Below are 20,294 nucleotides of genomic sequence, written 5' to 3' on the forward strand. Positions count from 1 at the left end.
AACGGAGAACTCGCGGATGCACCCCGTCATCACCGCATCGGTGCCCTTGCTCGAGCCGCCGAACTGGGCGATCTCCCAGCGCGAACTGTTCGACCTGCTCGAATACGCCTGGCGCCGGTTCGAACACGACTTCACCGGTCCGGACGGGCAACTGGCCTACCGTGCCCAGCTCACCTCGCGCGACGGCGTGGACGACTTCTACGAGACGTTCTTCAACTGGCCGCAGCTCTACCTGCTCGGCGGCAGCGACGACCTGCTCGCCGCGTCCGAATGGCATTGGGAAGCTGTCACCCGCCAGCTCACCGACCTGGGCATGCTGCACGACGAGTACGAGCGTGGCTACGACTGGTTCCACCAAGGCGAAAGCCTGCAGTTGTTCTACTTCCTGTGCATGGCCGCACCCGACCGTTGGGCCGAGCGCGCGCAGCGTTTCGCCGAGCTCTACGTCGACCCAGCGCACGGCAACTACGACCCCGCCCACCGCATCATCCGGCGGCCGCACAACGGCAGTGATCGCTTGCGGGAAGGGCTGTTCGACGGCAGGTCTTATCCCTGGTTGCCCGAGGAAGCTCGCATGTACGGCTTCCCGCTGGACTGGGTGCTGCCACCCGGCACAGACAACACAGCCGACCCTGACCCACGGCTGGCCAACGAGATGCATCGACGCATGGCCGTCGGAGACACCGCGGTCAACCTTGCCGCGTCCGGCCTAGTCCTCAACGCGTTGCTGCTGTCCGGAAAGCAGCGCTATCGGGACTGGATCGCCAACTATGTCGGCGCGTGGCGGAAGCGGGCCGCTGCGAACGGCGGCATCATCCCCGACAACGTCGCCCCCGATGGCACTGTGGGTGGGCTGCTGGAAGGCCGCTGGTACGGCGGGCACTACGGATGGTCCTGGCCGCATGGCTGGTACAGCGTCGGACAGGCGGCGACGATCGCCGCGTTGGCCGCCGTCGCGGCGACTGGCGATGAGTCCTTTCTCGACCTGGTACGGCCTGCCCTGGACGAGGTCATCACACACGGCAAGGTCATGGCGTACACCGAGGCGGACTCGAGCCTCCAGTCCCGGTGGGTGGCGCAGTTGGGCGACGACGTGCACACGCCCACCCTGCACGTGCCTTTCCGGTACGCCGACCGGGGATGGTTCGACTACAACCCGATGCTGATGGCGATCCCCACCGCACTGTGGCACCACTCCGCCGAACCTGCCGACTGGGAACGCATCGAGCGACTGCGCTCAGGCAATGGCCACGACTGGCGGGCCGTGCGTGCGTTCCGCAGCAAAGAAGAGGCCGGGCACGAAGAGCCTTGGCTGGCCTTCCTCGCCGGGGACAACCCGACGTATCCGGAACGGATCCTGGCTGCCGCGCAGGCTCAGGTCCGGCATCGGCTGTCGCGTATGGAGCGTTACCGCGGCGGCCACGTGTCCGAGGCCGACATTCACCTGTGGCAGCAATGCAATCCGGTGGTCACCGAAGCCCTGGTTCAGCTCACCTGGGGTGGTCCGCAAGTGATCTACAACGGTGGCTTGCAGCAAGCGCGGGTGCGTTACTACGACGCCCAGGCCAAACGGCCCGGCCTGCCGCCGTCGGTGGCGGCACTCGTATCCCGCATCGACCCGGAGGCGACCACGGTCGACCTGATCAATCTCGACCCGGAAGCCGCGCGTTCTGTTGTCGTACAGGCAGGGGCGTTCGCTGAGCACACCATTCGCTCCGTACGCCACACCGTCTGCGAGGACACGTCCTGGATCGGCGACCTCTACGACTACGGACACCGCCAGCCGGCCGTGACGTCAGCAGCCACGGATGTCAACGGGCCGTGGCTGCGAGTGGAACTGCCGCGCTCCACCCGTGTCCGTCTGACATTGGACCTCACCCTGCGCGACCGGGCGGCGTCCTACCGCACGCCCTTCGAGACTTGACGATCCCTGCACTCCGAAAGGTGAAAGACAATGCCGCCCTGCACCAGATCGGTGGTGGCCGCGCTCGTCGCGGCAACCACCACTCTCATCGCTGCTCCTGCCCATGCCGCCGACATCTCGGTCGCGCGGATCGTCGTCGCCCCCAGCGGAAACGACCTCGACTCGGGTGCCGCCGACCGTCCTGTCGCGACGCTCGCCAAGGCACAGGAAATCGCCCGGACCCTGTCTGCCAAGACCGATGTGGTCGTGCAGCTCGCGGGCGGAGTCCACCGGCTTTCCGAACCACTGAAGTTCACCAGCGCCGACTCCGGGCGCAACGGCCACACCGTGACCTGGCAGGGCATGCCTGGCGCGACGGTGTCCGGCGGTCAGCCGGTGACCGGCTGGACGTTGCACGATTCCGCCGCCAACATCTGGGTCGCCCCGGTACCCCAGGGCGTTGATTCCCGTCAGCTCTACGTGGACGGAACGCTCGCGCCACGCGCCTCGATCAGCATCTCGCGCAACGATGTGCAGATCACCACGAGCGGCATGACCATCACCAACCCCGCGCTCAACTACCTCGCCACGCTGCCGCAGCAGAACCGGATCGAGCTGGAGAGCCTGAACTCGTTCACCGACCGGTACTCGCCCGTGCAGAGCATCAGTGGCACCACCATCACCATGCAGCAGCCCGCGTGGAACAACAACAACTGGGGCTACGACACACTCGCACGTCCCTTCGCCGGTGGCGGCTTGACCCTGCACAACTCCTACTCGTTCTTGAAGAACGCCGGACAGTGGTACCTGGATCCGCAAGCCGGACGGCTCTATTACAAGACAGCCGCCGGACAGTCGCCCGTCGGACGTGAGATCGTGTTGCCGCGGCTGACCTCACTGGTGCAGATGAGCGGCAGTTACGCCGACCCGGTCCGCAACATCACCATGCGCGACATGGTCTTTGAGCACACCACGTGGCTGCAGCCGGGAACGTCGATCGGGTACGCCAACCAGCAGAGCGGCACGTTCATCCCGGCCGCCTACCAGATGCCCGGGGACTTCCTGACCTCGTGCCAGTCGGGCTGCCAGCTGTTCGAAGCCGCGCGCAACGGCTGGGGGCAGATGCCTGCCGCCGTGCAGGTCTCGGCGGCCACCGGCATCACCTTCACCAACAACACCTTCCGCCACCTCGGCCAGGTGGGTCTTGGCATCGGCAACGACGCGAACGCCAACCAGTCGGGGATCGGCCTGGGCGCGTCCACCATCACGGTGTCCCAGAACACCTTCACCAACCTTTCCGGTGGCGGGATCGTCGTGGGAGGAGTGCGGCCGGACGCGCACCACCCCACCAACCCGGCGATGGTCAACAAGGACGTCACGATCAAGAACAACCTGGTGACCGATGTCGCCAAGGACTACAAGGACATGGCGGGCATCCTGTCCACGTACGTCACGCACGCCGTCATCGAGCACAACGAGGTGTCGAACCTCGCCTACGACGGCATCGACGTCGGCTGGGGCTGGGGCGCCAACGATCCCGGCGGCAGCCAGGACTACCGCAACCGTGGCCTGTACAACTACCAGCCGGTGTACACGACGCCGACGACCTTGCGCGACACCATCGTCAGGTACAACGTGGTGCACGGCACCAAGAAGTCCCTGCACGACGGCGGAAGCCTCTACAACCTGTCCGCCAACCCCGGTGGTTCGATCGACCACAACCTCATTTACAACAACCGGAGCACCGTCGGCCTGTATCTGGACGAAGGCTCGCGCTATGTGAACGTGTCGAACAACGTGGTCATCGACAGCGGCGTCTGGGCTTTCACCAACGCCAGCTCCACCAACAACACCAGCGGTAGCGTCTTCGACACCAACTGGTACAACACCGGCGCGACCAGGGTGGCCACCGGGCCTCCGCACAACAACGTCCTCAGGGGAAACGTCCAGGTCACCGGGGCGTGGCCGGTCGGCGCGCAGCAGGTCATGGCTCAGGCCGGGATCGAATCCGCACTGCGCCCCAGCACAGGTGAAGTTCTCGCGTTGGCCGCGGGCAAATGCTTGGACGTTCCCAACAACAGCACCACACCGGGGACACAGGTGCAGATCTGGGGATGCGTCGGCGGGCTGAACCAGTCCTGGACACGTACCGCGTCAGGTCAGCTGACCGTTTACAGCGGCGGCAACCTCAGGTGCATGACCGCCCTGAACAACCAGACCGCCCCAGGTACCCAGGTCGTGATCGCGCAGTGCACCGGCGGCGCCAACCAGCAGTGGAAGTTCAACACCAATGGCACCATCACCGGCGCGCAATCCGGGATATGTTTGGACATCAACGGAGCCGCCACCGCCAACGGCACCAAGATCATCCTGTGGACCTGCCATGGCGGCAGCAACCAGCAGTGGACCCTTTCCTGACACGTCGCTCGTCTTCACCCTGCCCCAGAGGAGTGGCACATGAGACACAGACTCGCGCGTCTGTTAGCGATCATCAGCAGCGCGTTGGTGGTGATCGGGCTGGCTTCGCCGCCCGCCACCGCGCACCCGGAAGGACTGCACGTCCTGCTGTTCAGCAAGACCACGGGCTACCGGCACGACTCGATCCCCGCGGGGATCGCGATGTTCGACCAGTTGGCCGCACAGAACCAGTGGGAGGTCACCAAGAGCGAGAACTCGACGGTCTTCAACGACGCCACGCTCGCCACGTTCGACGTGGTCGTGATGTTGCAGACCTCGGGAATGGTCTGGGAGAACGACGCACAGCGCGCCGCAGTGCAGAAGTACATGCGCGGCGGTGGTGGCATCGTCGCGATCCACAACGCGACGGACATGAACATCGAGCAGCAGTTCCCGTGGTGGGACCAGATGTTGGGCATGACGATGACGCAGCACTCGGCGATCGTGTCCGGCACCGCCAAGGTCGCCGACCGCAAACACCCGTCCGGACAAGGACTTCCGGACCGGTGGACGCGCACGGAGGAGTGGTACAACTTCAACCGCTCCGCACGCGGTGACGTGCACGTGCTGGCCACCGCCGACGAGACCACGTATGACGCCGGTCCGAACAAGATGGGGCACGACCACCCGATCTCGTGGTGCCGCAACTTCGAAGGCGGCCGGCTGTGGGCCACCGCCATGGGCCACCAGGCGTCCAGTTACTCCGAGCCGCTGTTGCGCGAGCACATCAAGGGCGGCGTGGAATCGGCGGGCGGCAAGGTCGCAGCGGACTGTGGCCCCACGGTGTGGAGCAGCTTCGAGAAGGTCACGCTGGACGACAACACCGTCGCTCCGGCCGCGCTGGATGTCGCCAAGGACGGCCGGGTGTTCTACGCCGAGTACGGCGGCAAGGTGAAGATCCACAAGCCGGACACCCGCACCACCGTCACAGCGGCCACGCTCAACGTCTACACCGGCGGCGAGGACGGCCTGACCGGACTCGCGCTCGACCCGAACTTCGCCACCACCAAGTGGATCTACCTGATGTACTCGCCCGCAGGCGGCAGCGAGCACATCGCACGGGTCTCCCGGTTCACTGTGAACGGCGACACGCTGAATCTGGCCAGCGAGCAGGTGATCATGAAGGTGCCGTCGTCACGTCAGGCACCGGAGCCCGGCCACACCGGTGGCTACATCACGTTCGGCCCTAACGGCAACCTTTACATCGGTACCGGTGACGACATCGAGCCGTTCCGTTCCGACGGCTACGCGCCGATCGACGAGCGGCCAGGCTGGTCGAACAACGATGTCCAGGGCACCGCGGCCAACACCAACGACCTGCGGGGCAAGATCCTGCGCATCCACCCCGAGCCCAACGGGACCTACACGATCCCATCAGGCAACATGTTCGCGCCGGGCACGGCCAGGACGAAGCCCGAGATCTACGCGATGGGCTTCCGCAACCCGTTCCGGTTCTCGGTGCACCCGACCACGGGCGTGATCTACGCGGCCGACTACGGCGCGGACGCGGCCAACGACAACGCGAACCGTGGTCCGGCGGCGACCGTGGAGTGGAACATCATCAGCTCGCCGGGCTTCTACGGCTGGCCGTACTGCGTAGGCGACAACATCGCCTACAACGACTACAACTTCGCCACCGGGCAGTCGGGCGCGAAGTTCAACTGCGACAACCCTGTGAACAACTCGCCGAACAACACCGGGCTGACCCAGCTGCCGGCCGCGCGCAAGGCCGACGTCTGGTACGGCAACGGCGCGAACGGGTCCAAGTTCCCGGAGCTGGGCACTGGTGGCGAGGCGCCGCACGCGTTCCCGATCTACCAGTACGACGCGGCCAACCCGTCGCAGACGAAGTTCCCGGCCTACTTCGACCAAACGCCGTTCTTCGGCGAGTGGTCACGCAACAAGATGTTCGAGTTCCGGCTCGGCCAGGACGGGAAGTTGCTGAAAATCAACAACTTTCTGTCGAACTTGAGCTACAAGTCCCCGATGGACGCCAAGTTCGGTCCGGACGGGGCGATGTACCTGCTGGAATGGGGAACGGGGTTCGGCCGGGACAACCCGGATTCCGGGCTCTACCGCATCGACTACACGGCCGGCGGCGACCGCAATCCGATCGCCACGGCAACAGCCACCCCGTCCTCGGGTTCCTCGCCGCTGTCGGTGCGGTTCTCCAGTGCCGGCTCGGGGGACCCGGAAGGTGGCCCGGTGACCTACCGGTGGGAGTTCGGTGACGGCGGCACGTCCACCGAGGCCAACCCCACCCACGTCTACAGCGCGAGAGGTCAGTTCAACGCAAAGCTCACGGTCACCGACACGGGCGGCAAGACGGGTGTGGCGAACGTGATCGTGACGTCGGGCAACACCACGCCGACAGTCAACCTCAGCATCCCGGACGGCGGTATGTTCGACTGGGGCCAAGCGATCCCGTACACGGTGACGGTCACCGACCCTGAGGACGGCACCATCGACTGTACGAAGGTGACCACGACACCTGCGCTGGGACATGACCAGCACTCGCACGATCTCTCCCCGATCCCGGGCTGCTCGGGCACCCTCAATCCGCAGACCGACAGCGCGCACGCCTCGGTGAACGTGGTCTACGTCGCGGACGCCAAGTACACCGACAAGGGCGCGACCGGGGTTCCCGCGTTGACCGGCAGCCGGAAAGTCGTGCTGCAGCCCAAGCAGAAGCAGGCCGAGTTCTTCACCGGCTCGTCCGGTGTGCGGGTCGTCTCGCAGTCCGGCGCGCAGTCCGGTGCGCGGGTCGGTGACATCAGCAACAACGACTGGATCTCGTTCAAGCCGTACAACTTCACGGGCATCAACCAGGTGTCCGTCCGGCTGTCTTCGCCAAGCGGTGGTGGCACGGTCGAACTGCGTGCCGGTTCGCCCACCGGGGCGCTGATCGCCTCGGTTCCGGTCCAGAGCACCGGCGGCTGGGACAACTACGCCAGCATGCCCGCGGTGAACGTCACCAACCCCGGTGGCACCACGGAGTTGTACATGGTGTTCAAGACGAGCGGGAGCAACTCCTACGACATCGACTCGATGACGTTCACCGGACCTGGCGTTGGCACGCCGGGCAACCCCGGCACGGGTGGACCGATCGTCGGGGTCGGCGGCAAGTGCGTCGACGTGAACGGCAGCTCCACCGCCGATGGTGCGAAGGTTCAGCTGTGGACCTGTAGCGGTGGCGCGAACCAGGCGTGGACTCGCACTGGCCAGACGTTGCAGAGCCTGGGCAAGTGCATGAATGTCAATGGCACCGCCGACGGCACGGTCGTGCAGACGTGGACCTGCAACGGGAGTTCGGCGCAGAACTGGTCCGTGCAGTCCGACGGCACCGTACGCAACGGCACCAAGTGCCTGGATGCCACCGGCGGCAGCTCGGCCGACGGCACCCAGCTGATCATCTGGACGTGCAACGGCGGCACTAACCAGAGGTGGACGCTGTCCTAAAGGGAAACAAAACCGCGGCCCCGGTGCGCACACCGGGGCCGCGGTTTTGTTTCCACACGCGGTGAGCACCGATCATGTTCGACCGACGTAGCGGCGGCACATGTTGAGACTTTCCGCGATCACGGTCTCGACGAGGTCTGTTTCCGCCTCGCCATGCTCCACAAGGTAGTGCGCGGTGCCGTGCATGGCGCTGTACAACAGGACCGCAGCGGTACGGGGTGCGGTGAGGGCGAAGTCACCGGTGGCGGTGCCGGCTTCGAGGATGTCCACCAGCGTGGCGGCGTGCGGGTTGATCGTGGGGTCGGCTTCGTGCCTGTGCCGGGAGTCCTCGCCGCGTCCGGCGCGGGGGTGGTGGAACAGGGCGTCGTGCAGCTGCGCGTGTGCGAGGTAGCCGCGAAGGCTGGATTCCATCCAGAGCAATAGCCTGCCCATCCAGTCGCCGGCCCGGAGCTGGTCGAGTTCGGCCTGCTGGAGGGCGGTGAGATCGCCGACGAACCGGTCCTGTAGCGCCCCGATGAGTTGTTCCTTGGAGCGGAAGTACAGGTAGAACGTGCCTTTGGCGACGTCGGCACGGGCCGCCACCTCGTCGACGGTCAGCCCGGCGACGCCCTTGTCGAGGACGATCGCCAGCGCCGCGTCCAGCAGATCGCCGCGACGTCGCTCCGGTGCCTCCGTGCGCTGCCTCACCCGTGATCCGGCCACCTGCCCATTGTGTCACCGCTTGCCATCGAGAATCGTTTTCATTAATGTGACTGACTGTCAGTCAGTCGAGAGGGGCATGATGGGGGAAGTCAGGCGGACGGGTGTCGTCCGCCGGTATGCGGTGATCGCGGCGCTCTACCTGGTGGCCGACATCGGCTATTCGTTCTTCTTCGGGGCGTTGCACACGATCTTGTTGCGCGGCGGGGTGCACCTCGAGCAGCTCGCGTTGATCAACCTGCTGGGCCTGCTCTACGTCGGGCGGTTTCTGCTCGGTCCGCTCGTGGACCGGATCGGCACCTACCGCGGCTGGCTGATGGCCACCCAGCTGGTGCTGGTGCTGGTGTGGTTCGCGATGGCGTCGGTCGATCCGGTGGGCGACCTGCCGTCCGTGCTGGCACTCATGGCCGTCGGGCTGGCGGTGTCCGCGTTTCACGACACAGCGATGAACGGGCTGGCAGTGCGGTTGATGGCGCCGGGGGAGCGCGCGATGGGCAACGGCATCCAGGCCGGGATGGCCAGTGTGTCGATCGTGCTCGGCGCCGGTGGTGCTCTGCTGCTGTACTCCCACGCGGGCTGGAGCGTGACGGTCAGTGTGCTGGGGGCACTGTTCCTCGTGCCGTTCGGAGTACTGCTGTTCGTGACGGAACCGCCCGGCGAACGCCCGCGCAGGCGAGGAACCCCGCTGGTGACGTTGTTCCAGCACCGGCGGGTGCGCGTGTGGACGTTGGTCGTCGTACCACTGTTCGCCCTCGGTGTGTACGTGGCCACTGCGGTACAGGCGCCGATGATGCTGGCCGCGAACTGGTCCCTTGACCGGATCGCGGTGGTTCAGGGCACGGTGGCCGGGCTGGTCGGATTGGTGGCCGGGCTGGGTGCCGGTGCCATGGTCACCCGGCTCGGCCGGCGCCGGTCGGTCATCGCCGTTGGTGGATTCCAGGCGTTCGCGTTGGCCATGCTCGTGCCGTTGTCGCAGGGCGGGTCCGTACTCGCACTGGACATCGCGGCGGTGCTGGCGGTGACCATCGGCTACGCGGGGATGGCCGTCTGCGTGTGGACGGTGTCGATGGACCTGGCCCGTCGCGAATCGGCGGCCACTGACCTCACCCTGCAGACATCCGTGCTCGGCGTACTGAGGCTCGTGGTGAGCTCGGCTGGGTTGGCCGTGGCCGGAGCCGTCGGATTTCCATATCTGATCGGCGTTTCGATTCTGCTCGCGGCGGCGGGCACCTATGTCGCTGCGCGCTGGCTGCGTGGCCACACAACACTGGAGCTCGTATGACTATCCCGCGTCCACCCAGGCAAGCTGCTGCGCTTGCAGCCGTGTTCGCCGGTACCTTCATCGCTTTGCTGGACACGACGATCGTCGCCGTCGCATTACCGACGCTGCAGGAGGAATTGCACGCGACCACGGCGGGAGTCCAGTGGATCGTCAACGCTTTCACGGTATGCCTGGCCGCCTTCATGTTGTCCGGGGGCGCACTCGGCGACCGCTACGGCCGTAAGCGCTGTTATCTCACCGGACTGGGCCTCTTCCTCGCCGGATCGGTGCTGTGCGCGGTAGCCGGGAACTTGGCCATGATGATCACTGGGCGAGCAGTGCAGGGAATCGCCGCGGCGCTCGTCGTGCCCGGTGCCCTTTCCCTGCTGTCGCAGGCAGAACCCGACCCCGGACGGCGAGCCCGGCTGCTCGGCTACTGGGGAATGGTCGCCAGCGTCGCCGTGCTGGCTGGGCCGATCCTCGGCGGGCTGCTCGTCCACACCTTCGGCTGGCCGGCGATTTTCCTGGTCAACCTGCCGATCGGCCTGACAGCCGGATGGCTGGGCGTCCGCCATATCCCCGAATCCCGCGATCCAGGGCATGCCGGACTCGATCCCGCCGGACAGCTCCTGGGCATCGCGGCGCTCGGTCTGCTGTCGTACGCGATCATCGGCGTTGACAGCCATGGGTTGACCAGTCCGGTCACCCTCACGGTCTTCGCGGTGGCCATCGTCGCGATCGCCGCGTACATCTGGGTCGAGCGGCGGGTGGCGCGCCCGATGCTGCCGATCGGCCTGTTCCGCGACTCCCGCTTCGCCATCCTGAATACGGCATCGGTGCTCCTCGGGTTCGGCGCGAACGGTGCGTTCGTCCTGCTTTCCCTGTTCCTGCAACAGGTTCAGCACCATTCACCGCTGGTGACCGGGCTGCTGATGACGCCGATGACCTTGGCCATCATCCCGGCTGCCAAACTGGCGGGCGGTCTCACCGCCAAGTACGGTCCGCGGCTGCCCATGCTGATCGGCTATGGCATTACGGGGGCGAGCCTGCTCGGGCTGATGACGCTCGCTCCCGACCTGCCCTATCCGGTGCTCGCGATTCTGTTGCTGGTCAACGGGCTCGGGCAGGGACTGGCCATCACGCCCGCCGTGGCCGGTGTGCTGGCACTGGTGCCCAGGCAGCGTTCCGGAATCGCCTCGGCCACCGTCAGCACCGCACGCTCGGTGGGAACCGCGCTGGGAATCGCTTTGCTTGGTGCCGTGCTGGCCGCTCACCTGCCTGACGAGTACACCAGCGGAATGCGCGTCGCCATGCTTGTCGCCGGCGTCAGCGTGCTGCTTGCCGCCGTGCTTGTCGCATTGATGCCCCGCACGACAAGGGATGAGAGCGTCCTGAGTTTCGCTGTCCGGACGGTACGTCCGTGGTCGGCGGCTGCTGTCGCGATAGGGATCGGCGTGGTGGTGACGCGCCTGGTCCAGGCATACGCCCTGGCAGTCCTGATCACCGCGCCGCTGACAGGTCGTTCATGGGACACGGCGTTGTGGGGATTGTGGCTGGCTGTGGGAATGGTCCTGGTTCGCGCGGCCCTGTTGTGGGTCGGCGAATCCGTCGCCCAGACAGCCGGGCATCGGGTCACTGCCGGTATGCGGCGGCTGCTGCTGGACCACTTGCTGGTGCTCGGGTCGTCCTATGTGGCAACACGGCCGAGTGGAAAGGTCGCGGCGACGCTGACCGACGGCGCCGCGGCGTTGGAAATCGCCGTGGCACGCGGACGGCCGAGCCGATTCCTCTCCTGGATCGGACCGCTGCTCGCGGCGCTGGCGATCGGGATCGTCGATCCACTCGGTGGCGCCTTGATCACGGTCGCGCTCGTGATCGCGCAGACCGCTGGTCCACTGTGGAATTGGATCGGCCGCAAGAGCCATGCCCAGGTCTTCACAGGCCTGGCGGCGATGGACGCCGGGTTCGTCGAAGCCGTTCAGGGAATGTTCACGGCCAAAGCGTTCGGGGCGACGGGCCGAGTACGGCACCGGCTCGCCGCCCCGGCTGAACGGGTGCGGCTGGTGAGCATGCGCGTGCTGAACACACTGTTCACCCAGATGCTGGTGTCGCGGTGGGCAATCGCCGCGGCAGGCGCGGTTGTGGCGATACGAGCGGGGTTACTCGCCGCCGACGGCCAGATCTCGGTGGTGGCGGCTCTGGCCGTCATGCTGATCGTGTGGGTCGCGTTCACACCGATCGAAGAGGCGGCCAAGTACCGGCACGCGAGCATGAGTGCCCCGATAGCAGCGTCCAAACTGGACGCGTTCCTGGCCGAGCGCCCGTCGGTGCCGGATCCTGAGAACGGCGAAACGCTGACCGCGCCGCCGTCACGGGTTGCGCTTGAGGACGTGTCGTTCCGCTACCCTGGCCGGGACGAGGACGCTCTTTCCGGCGTGAGCCTGGAACTTCGGCCTGGGCGGGTAGTCGGACTGGTCGGCCCGTCCGGTTCGGGCAAGAGCACCCTGGTATCGCTGCTGCTGCGGCTGGCCGATCCCGCGTCCGGCCGGATCAGCGTGGACGGCCACGACCTCCGGGACCTGTCACGCAGCCATTGGTGGCAGCAGGTGGCGGTGGTCAGCCAGGACACGCACGTGTTTCCTGGAACTCTGCGCGAGAACATCGCATTGGGCCGTCCAGACGCGTCGCTCGACGAGATCAAGGCTGCCGCTGCCGCGGCCGGTCTGGCGGCCGACATCAGCGCGATGCCGGACGGCTACGAGAGCACGGTCTCGGAGCGCGGCACCAGCCTGTCCGGCGGCCAGCGGCAACGGGTCGCGATCGCCAGGGCCTTGCTGGCGAACCCCGCCGTGCTGATTCTCGACGAGGCGACCGCCGCGCTCGACGGCAGAACCGAGCAAACAGTGCAGACAGCCATCGCCCGCTACGCGCGCGACCGGGCCGTTCTGGTCGTGGCGCACAGGATGGCGACAGTTCGTGACGCCGACGAGATCGTGGTCCTCGACCACGGCAAGGTTGTCGAACGCGGCAGCCATGAGGCGTTGCTGTCCAACGCCGGTACCTATCACCGTCTTGTCCACTCTGGAGCGGCTCAGTGACCACGCGAATCGAACGGCCGCTGTGGCGGTTGTTGCCGTACATGGCTTCCCGGCCGGTGGTGTTCGGGCTCGTCATCGTTTCCGGCTTGCTCTACTACGCCACCATCGTCGTCCTGCCTGCATTGACCGCCTATCTTTTCGGCACTCTCGTGACCGAGCGCGCCGGAGCGGAAGGCGCACTCGTGACAGCGATCGTCGTCGCCGTAGCTGTCGTCGGCCTTGCTCAGTGGTGGCAGGCAAGCATCGGCCACGACTGGGCGTACCGGCTGCTCAAAGTACTGCGGCTACGCATCGTCGACGGTATCGCTCGTGCCACTCCAGGCCGCCTGCTTGGCAGGCGTACCGGGGAGCTGGCCGAGATAGCCAAGAATGATGTCTCGGCCACGGAATTGTTCTTCGCGCATACCGCGGGCGACTATGTCGGCGCGATCGTGGTCTCGGTCGGGGCCTTGTCAGCCGTGGCGGTGCTCAGCCCGCTGTGCGCGCTGGTACTGGCTGTGCTGATGGTCCTGGTCGCGGTGGTGCCCGCAGGGCTGGCACGCCGGGCTGGTCAGCAGGGCCAGGCTGTGCGTGCTGCCAGCGGAGCGGTGGCCGCCGAGACTATGGACGTCATTCAGGGCATCCGGGAACTGGCGCTGGCCGGCCGCGACCGGGACTACGCCGACCGTGTCCTGGCCCGCGGCGACGCTCTGGACGCACAGCACCGTCGATACGCACGCCGCGCCGGTGCCGAACTGGTCACCACGGAACTGTTGCTGGGCCTCGGATTGCTTGTGCTGGCCACCGTCGCCAGCGCCAGCGAGGTGTCCGCGCAGTGGTTGCCGGTGGTGATTGTGCTTGGTACATCTGCCTTGGCGCCGATCGCCATCGTGTCGGCCACCGCCCGTACCCTCGGCGACGTGCGGGCCGCAGCAGCCCGGGTGCTGGCCGTCATCGACTACCCGGCTCACGTTGCCGAGCCTGCCTCACCGAGCCAGGCCGGCCGGCTGATCCCCGACGTCGAGTTCACCGATGTCCGCTTCGGCTACTCCAGTGAAGTGCTCAGCGGAGTGTCGTTCCGCATCGAACAGGGTGAGACTGTCGCTCTGGTAGGGCGTTCCGGCGCGGGCAAGACGACGTGCGCCCATTTGCTGCTGCGCTTCTGGGACGTCAACGACGGCGCTGTGCGTATCGGCGGTGTCGACGTACGCGATCTGGCCACCGAAGACCTACGCCGTACCGTTTCTCTTGTACCGCAGGACGTTTTCCTGTTCGACGAGTCGATCGCGGGCAACATCCGGCTCGGCCGCCCGGACGCGACCGACGCCGAAGTCGTCGAAGTCGCACAGCTGGCAGGCGCGCACGAGTTCATCCAGGCATTGCCGGAGGGCTATGACACCAACTGCGGTGAGCGCGGCGCTTCGCTGTCCGGAGGGCAACGCCAGCGCATTGCCATCGCGCGGGCGTTGCTGACTCGAGCACCCGTTCTCGTCATGGACGAAGCGGTGTCTAGTTTGGACACTGAAAGCGAACGCGCGCTGCACGAGAGCCTGGAAGCCACCCGCGGGTCGCGCACAACGCTGGTGATCGCCCACCGGCTGTCCACCATTCGGCGCGCCGACAGGGTCGTGGTGCTCGACGGCGGCACCGTCGTGGCCCAGGGAACGCACGAGGAACTCGCGGCCGCCGATGCCGGCTATCGGGATCTGCTGGCTCGCCAGCACATCGACGACCGCGAATGGTGATCTCGTCCCGACCAGGTTGTGAATCGAAAGGACCACGTATGGACACGATGCAGGCTCTTGGTGCGTTGCTTGACCCCGCCAGCAGGCCCGATCCGTATCCGTTGTACGCACGACTCCGGGACGCCGGGCCTACGTGGGTGGAGTCGGTGTCTGCTCTGGTGGTCGCCCGCTATGCGGATTGTGACGCGCTGCTGCGTGATCCGAGGTTGAGTGCGGAGCGAGGGCGCGACCAGCTCAAGCACATGGCGCGGGTGTTGCCCGCGGATGCTCCGTCGTCCGTGCTTCAGCCATGGTTCTTGTCATTGGACCCGCCGGACCACACCCGCCTGCGGCGTCTGGTGTCGAAAGCCTTCACCGCGCGATCTGTCGCGCGGATGGAGTCGTCCATTGCCGTGCTCACCGACGAACTGCTCGACGCGGCGGCCGACCGGACGCACATGGATGTGGTGGCAGATCTGGCATACCCGCTGCCGATGACCGTGATCTGCCGTTTGCTGGGCGTTCCCATGGCCGACGAGCCGTTGTTCCGCGACTGGTCAGCGCGGCTCACCCGGCTGATCGACGGATTCGACGCGAGAATGACGAGCGACGACACCATGCCCGACTGGCTGCACGCGAGTGTGGAAATGCACCGCTACGTGAGCGGCTTGGTCGACGCACGGCGAAGTGACCCGGGTGATGATTTGATTTCCGAGTTGCTGGCCATCCGGCACGAAGGCGACACACTCACCCATGACGAACTGATCTCGACCGTGGTGCTGCTGTTGGTGGCCGGGCACGAGACGACCGTGAACCTCATCGCCAACAGTGTGCTGGCGTTGCTGCGTTGTCCCGATCGGCTCAGCGCGTTGCGGGACGATCCCACGACCGCGCCCGCGTTGGTCGAGGAGACACTTCGCTTCGACCCACCGGTGCAGTTGACCGCTCGCGTTGTCAGTGAGGACGCCGAGATCTGTGGCGTGCCGCTGAGCCGGGGATCCTTCGTCTATCTGATGCTGGCTGCCGCGCACCGTGACCCCAGCCAGTTCGACCGTCCCGATGTGTTCGACCCGGACCGTACGGATCTCACCCACTTGGCGTTCGGCCTCGGCCCACATTTCTGCCTTGGCGCTCCACTCGCGCGACTGGAGGCGAGGATCGCGCTGACCCGCTTCGCCCAGCGGGTGGTCGACCCCGCCGCGAGCCAGGACCCGCCGCCCTACCGCGAGCACCTGAACCTGCGCGGTCCGCGAGCCGTCCCGCTGACCCATTCCGGAATCCGGCCGGGCGGCCGGGTGATCGCTGGGCAGGTTGGGGTGTAGGCGGCGGCGACGTGGCAGCCGCCTACACCCTGCCCGGGCTAGGCCTTGGCCCACCGTTGGTTGCTGCCGCTGGTGCAGCTTGCCACGTTCACCGCCGAGTTGTTGGCGGTGCCGTTGACGTCGAGGCACAGTCCGGTCTGGACATTGGTGACCGTGCCGTTGTCGTTGACATTCCACTGTTGGTTGGCGCCACCGTTGCAGTCCCAGATCCGGGTCCGGGTGCCGGAGCCCGCGTTCGCGGGGGCCTCCAGGCACTTGCCCATCACCTGCAGGGCCTGGCCGGCCCGGGTGAACTGCTGGTTGGCGTTGGCGTGGCAGTCCCAGACGATCATCTGGGTACCGTTGGCGGAGTTCGCGCCGGTGACGTCCAGGCACCGGCCGGCGGACTCGCTGCGCAGCCGGTACGTGGGCGTCGGTGCGGGGGTCTCCCCGGTGAAGAACTTCCACACCTCGTTCTTGACCCAGCTCCGGGCGCCGCTCTCGCAACCGGCGCACCCGTCGACGGGGCCTTGCTGGTGGCCGCCGTCGAAGGCGGCCCAGACGACCGGATACCCGGCACGGCATCCCGAGTAGGTCGTGGTGATGTGGGTACGGCTGCCTGACGCGGGTTCAGGCGGATTCTGCGCAGTGCAGCCGTTGTTCCTGACGAACCTGTCCCGCAGTCCACGTCCGGCACCGATGTTGTCGCCAATGCCGTGGATACCCATGTACGCGAACGGTTGGGTGCCGCCGCTGCATCCGCTGATCGGCCCGGGAGCGGCGATGGCGGCGACCGCCCGGAAGGTCGTCGCACGGGCGCATGCGAGTGCATAGCTCATGGCGCCGCCGTAGCTGAAGCCGAGCGAGAACCGCTGTGTCGTGTCGACGCACAGGTCGTTCTCGATGCGACGGATCATGTCGTCGGTGAAGGTGACGTCTTCGCCGCCGGAGTTGGCCCAGCCGTTGCTGATGCCTTGGGGTGCGACGAAGATCGCCGTATTGTTCGCCAGCCGCCGGAGTCCGTAGTGGGCGTAGACGTCGCCATCGCTTCCGCCCGAGGCGACTTGCTCCGCGGTGCCGCCCCACCAGTGGAATCCGAAGATCAGCCGGTGCTGGGTGGTGTTGTTGTAGTTGTCAGGAACGCTCAGGATGAAGCTGCGGTTCTTGCCACTGCTTTGAATCGTGTGCGTACCGCTGCGCAGTGTCGGTGTCTTGCCGCATCCGGGGGACGCGGCGAGGGTGCCGGTGTCCGCGGGTGCGGGGGCGGGCCGGGCGTCGGCCGCACCCGCACCGGCGAGAACCAGTGCGACCGCGGCGACCGGCGCCCACCACCGGCCCAGATGATGTCGTTTCATAGGTGCTCCCTAGGCCTTGGCCCAGCGTTGGCCTGCGGCATTGTTGCAGGTCGCCACGGTGACACCCGAGTTGTTGGCGGTGCCGGTGACGTCAAGGCACAGTCCGGTTTGGACATTGGTGATCGTGCCGCTGCTGGTGATGTTCCACTGTTGGTTGGTGCCGCCATGGCAGTCCCAGATCTGCACCCGGGTGCCTGATGTGGCGTTGTTGGGCGCGTCCAGGCACTTGCCCAGCACCTGCAGGGCCTGCCCGCTCTGCGCGAACTGCTGGTTGGGGTTGGTGTGGCAGTCCCAGATGATCAACTGGGTGCCGTTCGCCGAATTCGCGCCGGTGACGTCCATGCACCGGCCGGACGACTCGCCGCGCAGGCGGAACGTCGTCGGGTTCTGCGGGGGCGTCGTGTCCCCGGTGAAGAACTTCCATACCTCCGGCGCAGTCCACGTCCGCCAGCCTTCACCACCGCCGTCGATGGGGCCGGGCGTGTGTCCGCCGTCGAAGGCGGCCCAGACGACCGGATACCCACTGCGGCACCCTGAATACGTCGTGGTGATGTGGGTACGGCTGCCTGCCGCGGGTTCGCGCGGGCTCTGCTGGGTGCAGCCGTTGTTCCGGACGAACGTGTCACGCAACGACCGTCCCATGGAGATGTTGAGCACGTTGTCGCTGATACCGTGGATTCCCATGTACGCGATCGGCTGTGTGCCGCCGCTGCACCCGCTCAGCTGCGCGCCGGAGTAGACCGCGACCGCGCGGAACATGTTCGCCCGGCTGCAGGCGAGTGAGTAGCTCATGCCGCCGCCGTAGCTGAAGCCCAGGGCGAAGCGCTGTGCCGTGTCGACACACAGACCGTCGTCGATCCGCCTGATCATGTCGTCGACGAGGTGACGTCCTGGCCGCCGGGGTTGGCCCAGCCGTTGCCGTTGCCCTGGGGCGCGACGAAGATCGCGCCGTTGCCGGACAGCCGCCGCTGGCCGTAGTAGGACCAGTTATAGCCGTCGGATCCGCCCGAGTCGACGTCGTTGGCGGTGCCGCCCCGCCAGTGGAACCCGAAGAACACCCGGTACTGGGTGTTGTTGTTGTAGTTGTCGGGCAGCCTCAGGATGAAGGTGCGGTTCTGGCCGCCGCTCTGAATCGTGTGCGTGCCACTGGTCAGTGTCGGGGCCTTGCCGCATCCGGGGGACGCGGCGAGAGTGCTGGTGTCCGCAGGCGCGGGGGCAGGCCGGGCGTCGGCCACACCGACAGTGCCGAAAACCAGTGCGGTGGCGGCGATCGCTGTCCACCACCGGCCGAGGTGGTGCTTTTCTTTCATGGTTGTACTCCTGTCTGGGTTCAGGGCAGGGTCCAGCGCTGGTTGGTGCCGCCGTGGCAGGTCCAGATGATCAGCTGGGTGCCGTTGGCGGTACTGGCTCCGTTGGCGTCAAGGCACTTGCCCGACTGGGAGTTGACCAAGGAGCCGTTCGCTCCGGGTGCCCAGTTCTGCACGCCACTGCCGTTGCAGGTTGACAGTTGCACCTGGGCACCGTTCGCGGTGCTGCCGCCTGCGACGTTCATGCACTTGTTGAACGCGCGCAGGGTGTTGCCGTTGACTGTCCATTGTTGTTTGCTGCTGTTGTCACAGGTCCAGAGCTGGATCTTGGTGCCGTCGGCGGTGCTGCCGCCGTTGACGTCCGCGCACTTGCCGCCGGGACCGGTGATCGGCCCGGTCCGCGGGACGGTGCCGCCCAGCTCTTTGATCCGGATGTTGCGGAACGAAACGTCGTCACCTGTGCCGTGGTTCTGGATGCCGATGTGGCCGGACGCCAACGAGCGCACCGGGTCGGTGTTGGTGAAGTCGTTGACCTTGACGCCGTTCAGGAACACCTGCAGCCGTTCACCCTCGACGAGCAGCTCGAAGGTGTTCCACTCACCCGGCGGGTTGAGCGCGGCGTCGCGGGCGGCGATGTCGGCGGCCTTGAACCCGTAGATCGCGCCGGTGGTCTTGTCGGCCGTGTCGGTGGCGTCGATCTGCACTTCATGCCCTTGGTTGAGGGCCGTGTTCGGGTCACTGCCCGCCGGGAAGCCGACGATCACACCGGAGTTGTCGTCGCCGGGCATCCGCCAGTCCAGTTTGAGCGAGTAGGAGCGGAACTCCTTGGCGCTGTACCAGAGCATGCCCATCCCGCCAGTGGACGTGAGGGTGGCGTCGCTGTTGGTGAAGCTGCCCGGTCCGGCTTGGGACCAGCCGGTGGTGGATCCGTTGTACAGCGTGGTGTAGCCGGTCTCCGGGCGGCAGTCCGCCTTGGTCCTGTTGGCCGCGTAGCGGATGCCGCCGAGAACCATGGACCGGAAGCCGCTCTCGGTGTAGCTGGACTGGGTGTGACCGCTTCCGGTGTAGAACGACCGTCCACTCTGTACTGTCTTGCACCAGGTGTGCGGATGGTCGGCGCCCATCGAGCCGCCGGAGTAGGTCGATTCGTCCAAAGTGGCCAGAACGCGGGCACTGGACCGGACGTTGGTCCGGTAGTTGTACCACTCGTCGGTGCGTACCCAGGCGGGGCTGAGGTGCTGGGTGGCCTGGTGCGCCCGGTTCTCCACCCGTACGGTCGCCTGCTGGATCGCGGGATGGGAGGCGAAGTAGGCGCCGACCAGCTCGCCGTAGAACGGCCAGTCGTACTCGGTGTCGGACGCCGAGTGGATGCCGACGTACCCGCCTCCGCCCCGGATGTACGACTCGAACGCACCCTGCTGGGTGGCATTCAGCACGTCACCTGTGGTGTTGAGGAACACCACGGTCTCGTACTGGGCCAGGTTGGTGGTGTTGAACTGGTTGGCGTCCTCGGTGGCGGTCACCGTGAAGCTGTTGGCCGAGCCCAGCTCCCGGATCATCTGGATGCCAGCCGGGATCGAGTCGTGCCGGAAGCCCGCGGTCTTGGAGAACACCAACACGTCGTAAGGTGTGTCGGCGGAACTGGCTGGTGGACTGGAATTGACCGCGAGAACGACGAACGCGGCGGCGGTCACGCCTAACGCGCGTCTGGTGAACGAGTGCTTCATCTCCTAGCCTCCGTGCAGGGGCGG

The 20,294-nt window shown here is 66.5% G+C and carries 12 protein-coding genes; 7 read left to right on the forward strand and 5 right to left on the reverse strand.

Annotated features, from left to right (window positions below):
* Positions 1–16: 16 nt before the first annotated feature.
* From B9C43_RS36855 to B9C43_RS36865, 3 genes are read left to right on the forward strand one after another with little or no spacing between them, the layout of a single operon-like run.
* Complete coding sequence (locus tag B9C43_RS36855; protein WP_084431433.1) at positions 17–1,924, forward strand: DUF8034 domain-containing protein; 1,908 nt, start codon at positions 17–19, stop codon at positions 1,922–1,924.
* Positions 1,925–1,954: 30 nt separating this feature from the next.
* Positions 1,955–4,321, forward strand: a complete 2,367-nt coding sequence (locus tag B9C43_RS36860; protein WP_084431435.1) for a ricin-type beta-trefoil lectin domain protein — start codon at positions 1,955–1,957, stop codon at positions 4,319–4,321.
* Positions 4,322–4,360: 39 nt separating this feature from the next.
* A complete protein-coding gene (locus tag B9C43_RS36865) occupies positions 4,361–7,819 on the forward strand; it encodes a ThuA domain-containing protein (RefSeq protein ID WP_084431437.1) in 3,459 nt (1,152 codons plus the stop codon).
* Between the two features lie 72 nt (positions 7,820–7,891).
* Here the strand turns inward: B9C43_RS36865 and B9C43_RS36870 are convergent, their stop codons facing one another.
* Positions 7,892–8,521, reverse strand: a complete 630-nt coding sequence (locus B9C43_RS36870) for a TetR/AcrR family transcriptional regulator (RefSeq protein WP_084431439.1) — start codon at positions 8,519–8,521, stop codon at positions 7,892–7,894.
* Between the two features lie 76 nt (positions 8,522–8,597).
* Here B9C43_RS36870 and B9C43_RS36875 point away from each other — a divergent pair, with 76 nt between their 5' ends.
* The 4 genes from B9C43_RS36875 to B9C43_RS36890 are packed head-to-tail and all read left to right on the forward strand — an operon-like array spanning position 8,598 to position 15,902.
* On the forward strand, positions 8,598–9,800 hold the full coding sequence (locus B9C43_RS36875; RefSeq protein ID WP_084431441.1) for an MFS transporter: 1,203 nt from the start codon (positions 8,598–8,600) through the stop codon (positions 9,798–9,800).
* Entirely contained in the window at positions 9,797–12,877 is a 3,081-nt protein-coding gene (locus tag B9C43_RS36880) for a DHA2 family efflux MFS transporter permease subunit (RefSeq protein WP_084431443.1), read from the forward strand. The genes B9C43_RS36875 and B9C43_RS36880 overlap by 4 nt, the downstream gene beginning before the upstream one ends.
* Positions 12,874–14,601 carry an ABC transporter ATP-binding protein gene (locus B9C43_RS36885; protein WP_084431445.1) on the forward strand — a complete coding sequence of 576 codons (1,728 nt, stop codon included), beginning with the start codon at positions 12,874–12,876 and terminating at the stop codon, positions 14,599–14,601. The genes B9C43_RS36880 and B9C43_RS36885 overlap by 4 nt, the downstream gene beginning before the upstream one ends.
* Before the next feature lie 38 nt (positions 14,602–14,639).
* On the forward strand, positions 14,640–15,902 hold the full coding sequence (locus B9C43_RS36890; protein WP_084431447.1) for a cytochrome P450: 1,263 nt from the start codon (positions 14,640–14,642) through the stop codon (positions 15,900–15,902).
* A gap of 38 nt (positions 15,903–15,940) precedes the next feature.
* On the opposite strand, the gene B9C43_RS36895 is transcribed toward B9C43_RS36890, so the two are convergent.
* From B9C43_RS36895 to B9C43_RS36905, 4 genes are read right to left on the reverse strand one after another with little or no spacing between them, the layout of a single operon-like run.
* Positions 15,941–17,236: a ricin-type beta-trefoil lectin domain protein gene (locus tag B9C43_RS36895; protein WP_084431449.1), complete on the reverse strand. Its 1,296-nt coding sequence runs from the start codon at positions 17,234–17,236 to the stop codon at positions 15,941–15,943.
* Positions 17,237–17,245: 9 nt separating this feature from the next.
* Positions 17,246–18,106 carry a ricin-type beta-trefoil lectin domain protein gene (locus tag B9C43_RS36900; RefSeq protein ID WP_327224141.1) on the reverse strand — a complete coding sequence of 287 codons (861 nt, stop codon included), beginning with the start codon at positions 18,104–18,106 and terminating at the stop codon, positions 17,246–17,248.
* The gene (locus tag B9C43_RS59965; RefSeq protein WP_327224142.1) at positions 18,103–18,546 is read right to left on the reverse strand and encodes an alpha/beta hydrolase family protein; all 444 of its coding nucleotides are present in this window, start codon (positions 18,544–18,546) and stop codon (positions 18,103–18,105) included. Before B9C43_RS59965 ends, B9C43_RS36900 begins: the two co-directional genes overlap by 4 nt.
* A gap of 20 nt (positions 18,547–18,566) precedes the next feature.
* Complete coding sequence (locus tag B9C43_RS36905; RefSeq protein WP_084431451.1) at positions 18,567–20,270, reverse strand: ThuA domain-containing protein; 1,704 nt, start codon at positions 20,268–20,270, stop codon at positions 18,567–18,569.
* Positions 20,271–20,294 lie beyond the last annotated feature (24 nt).

This window comes from Kibdelosporangium aridum (genome assembly GCF_900176515.1).
Classification (GTDB): domain Bacteria; phylum Actinomycetota; class Actinomycetes; order Mycobacteriales; family Pseudonocardiaceae; genus Kibdelosporangium; species Kibdelosporangium aridum.